Annotated in this window: 4 protein-coding genes; 1 reads left to right on the top strand and 3 read right to left on the bottom strand. The window is 61.2% G+C overall.

The features are described 5' to 3' along the window. Positions 1–231: 231 nt before the first annotated feature. From B3C64_RS05035 to B3C64_RS05025, 3 genes are all read right to left on the bottom strand, one after another. Positions 232–735: a low molecular weight protein-tyrosine-phosphatase gene (locus B3C64_RS05035; protein ID WP_291534168.1), complete on the bottom strand. Its 504-nt coding sequence runs from the start codon at positions 733–735 to the stop codon at positions 232–234. Positions 736–741: 6 nt separating this feature from the next. Continuing rightward, on the bottom strand, positions 742–1,407 hold the full coding sequence (locus B3C64_RS05030; RefSeq protein ID WP_291534167.1) for a dihydrofolate reductase: 666 nt from the start codon (positions 1,405–1,407) through the stop codon (positions 742–744). A gap of 73 nt (positions 1,408–1,480) precedes the next feature. Then, complete coding sequence (locus tag B3C64_RS05025) at positions 1,481–2,323, bottom strand: thymidylate synthase (protein ID WP_291534223.1); 843 nt, start codon at positions 2,321–2,323, stop codon at positions 1,481–1,483. A 393-nt stretch (positions 2,324–2,716) separates the two neighbouring features. On the opposite strand from B3C64_RS05025, the gene B3C64_RS05020 reads away from it, so the two are divergent. After that, the gene (locus B3C64_RS05020; protein WP_291534166.1) at positions 2,717–3,130 is read left to right on the top strand and encodes an OsmC family protein; all 414 of its coding nucleotides are present in this window, start codon (positions 2,717–2,719) and stop codon (positions 3,128–3,130) included. Positions 3,131–3,231 lie beyond the last annotated feature (101 nt).

The following is a 3,231-nucleotide window of genomic DNA, read 5'->3' as shown; positions in this document are numbered from 1 at the left end:
GCGGCGTTGGGATATTGAGTGCCAGTATGAGATTCGTTCCAGCCGATGCCGGTCCCGGACCTGCAGGAATTCAGCACAGTATTCAGGGCAGCCTCTTCAGTCTATGCGCCGTATTGCGGCATGCGTAATCGCCACCTGCGATAGACGCCGGTCTTGAACGAGAGCAAACCCCATAAAACGCGTGATGCCGACGAAACCATTCGTCGGCATCATGCGAACACACATCGATCGTCAGTCCTGCAACCGCTTTTCGACCCAATCGACGATGTACGGGGCCACTTCCTCAATCTGGTCAATCGCCACCTGGAATTCGTGTGCGCCACCATACCAAGGATCCACCAAATCGATTTCGTCCTCGTATCCAGCCGCCGGTTTGGGCAGATTCGGATCGAAGCTGCGGTACATATGCACCTCGCCACGCTTGGATTGCGGCAGTTGCCGCAGCAATGCGCGCATATGCGATGCGGTCATTGGCAGAAACAGATCGGTGCGTTCGATCTCGTCGCGCGTGATGCGGTGCGCGAAATGACGGGCCGGCAACTCGTAGCCGCGCTCCCTCAACACCTTCACCGCCCTGCGGTCGATGGGATTTCCGTATTCCTCGTCGCTGACGCCGCTGGATTCCACATCCACCTTGTCGGCAAGTCCACGACGCTCGAATTCGGTGCGCAGGATGATCTCCGCCATGGGGGAACGGCAGATGTTGCCGGTGCATACGGTCATCACGGTATACATGGAACGCTACTCCTCACGATTGCGGGCATAGGTGACGAAGCGGAATCCGGCGATGTCGTCGGAACCCTTGCCGGTGTTCTGCCACACGCCTTCCTGCAGCACATGCCATGCGCCGGACTCCACCAATCCACGAATGTCGGGAGCATAGGTGTCGGCGTCCACATGCATGCTGATCTGCGTCACGTACGCCTTGTCGGCGAAAGGCATGGCCTCTTTGAACAGCTGCCCGCCGCCGATGACCCAGATCTCGCTGCGGTCAAGGCCATCATCCGGAATGGCTTCCTGGCGGGCGAGGTCCAAAGCGTCTTCCAGGGAATCCACCACGGTCGCACCCGGCGCCGAATACGCGGAATCGCCGGAGACCACGATGTTGTCGCGGTTCGGCAGCGGACGGTACTTCGGACTCAGCGACTCCCACGTCTTCCGGCCCATGATGACCGGGTGGGATACGGTAAGCTCCTTGAAACGCCTCATGTCTTCCGGCAGATGCCAAGGCATGCCACCCTTGAATCCGATGGCGCCGTCGTGACCTTCCTTGTCACATGCCTGCGCCCAGATCAGATTCACCGAGAAGGTCTTGGGGAAATCGTCTCCCCAATCCTCTTCGCTCTCACGCCCGGCATGACCGGGCTCGGGTTCGTGATAGCCGCTACGGCTACTATCGTGCTCCATTTCATTCACTCCTTGAAGTCGAACTAGAGTCAGTAGTCTAACGTTTGGCGAAGACGCTCAAAGCGGGATGGGTTCAGACCGCGACCGGCGCCTTGATGGTGGGATGATGCCGGTAATCGACGATCTCGAAGTCCTCGTACCGGTAGTCGGTCAGCGAATCGGCCTTGGTGATGCGAATGCGCGGATACGGGTACGGCTTGCGGCCCAACTGCTCCAACACCTGGTCGATATGGTTGTCGTACACGTGGCAGTCGCCGCCCGTCCAGACGAATTCGCCCGGCTCGAGACCGGCCTGCTGCGCGATCATCAGCGTCAGCAGCGCATATGACGCGATGTTGAACGGCACGCCGATGAACATGTCGCACGAACGCTGGTACAGCTGGCAGCTCAGCTTGCCGTCGGCCACGTAGAACTGGAACAGCGCATGGCACGGAGGCAACGCCATCTGCTCGACCTCGGCGGGGTTCCATGCGGACACGACCATGCGGCGGGAATCGGGATGGTGTTTGATCAGGTCGAGCACGTTGGCGATCTGATCGATGGTGCGGTTCGGGTCATCCGGCGTCGGAGCCGGCCAGCTGCGCCACTGCACGCCGTACACCGGGCCCAGATCGCCGTTCTCGTCGGCCCAATCATCCCAGATGTGCACGTTGCGTTCCAGCAGGTAGTTGATGTTGCCGCCGTCGGAACCGCGCAGGAACCACAGCAGCTCGGTGGCAAGCCCCCGGAAGAACACCGTCTTGGTGGTCAGCAAGGGGAAGCCCTCGCCATGGGGCGACACGCCGGAATCGGCGAAGGCATGGCTCAGATCGAAGCGCATCTGCTGGCCGAACAGGGAGATCGTGCCGGTGCCGGTACGGTCGGACTTCAGCGCGCCCTCGGTCAGGATCTTGCGGACCAGATCCTCGTACGGCATCGGGATGTCGGTGTCGGGACGCGCGGGAATACGGGTGCGGATATCTGCGAGTTGTTCAGGAGTCAAAGCCATAGCAACACAGCTTAGCCGGTGTACGCTACACGCCATCATGGTGGCTCGTCGTCGAGCTCAATGCCTGCATGGAAGCGCCCAGCCCACGAGAGCATCATTCCCACGAGACCATGCCCTTGGGCGGACGCGGCACGCGGGCCATCAGCAGCATGCTCGCCGAGACAGGCATACATCGCGCGGCCACGAACGCCATGGCGGACGCCAATGCCCCAGCACGCCGTGCTTCACCTTGCGGAATCCGCTCCCTCGGCATCATCGCGATACGCTAGATTGATATATGGATTGGCGCGAAAGGCGCGCCATACGATACGAGGAGTTTCCATGGGCAAGAGACTGTGGGTGGAGCGTAACAAGGACGGCTCCTGGGACGCGTTCAGCGAAGACGGCGCGCACATCAAATTCGGCAAGGGCCGCGGGCAGTTCACGCCCGGCGATCTGATGAAGGTGGCGCTGGCCGGCTGCGCCGCGCTGTCGAGCCAGTTCGCGGTGGAGCACACCCTGGGCGAAGGCAAGGGCGCGCAAATCGTCGTCGACGGCACGTACGACGCCGACAACGACGCCTACATCGGTTTCGACGAGCAGGTCGTCATCGACGCCACCGATGCCGGCTTGAGCGACGAAGACGCCGAAAAGCTCAAGGAACGCGTCACCCGCCACATCGACAAGGGCTGCACGGTGAAGCACACGTATGCGGAGCCGACGCCGGTGCGCATGAACGTCACCATCAAGCACTGAGCCTTCCGCCCATCGCTGATTCGGCAAAGGGCGTTCGCCGCGATTCCTGCATGGATTCGCGGCGAACGCCCTTTTGGTTTCCTTAATGGCGTATAGGCGGC

Source organism: Bifidobacterium sp. UBA6881 (assembly GCA_002451435.1).
Taxonomy (GTDB): domain Bacteria; phylum Actinomycetota; class Actinomycetes; order Actinomycetales; family Bifidobacteriaceae; genus Bifidobacterium.
This window is presented reverse-complemented; position numbering and strand designations above follow the sequence as displayed.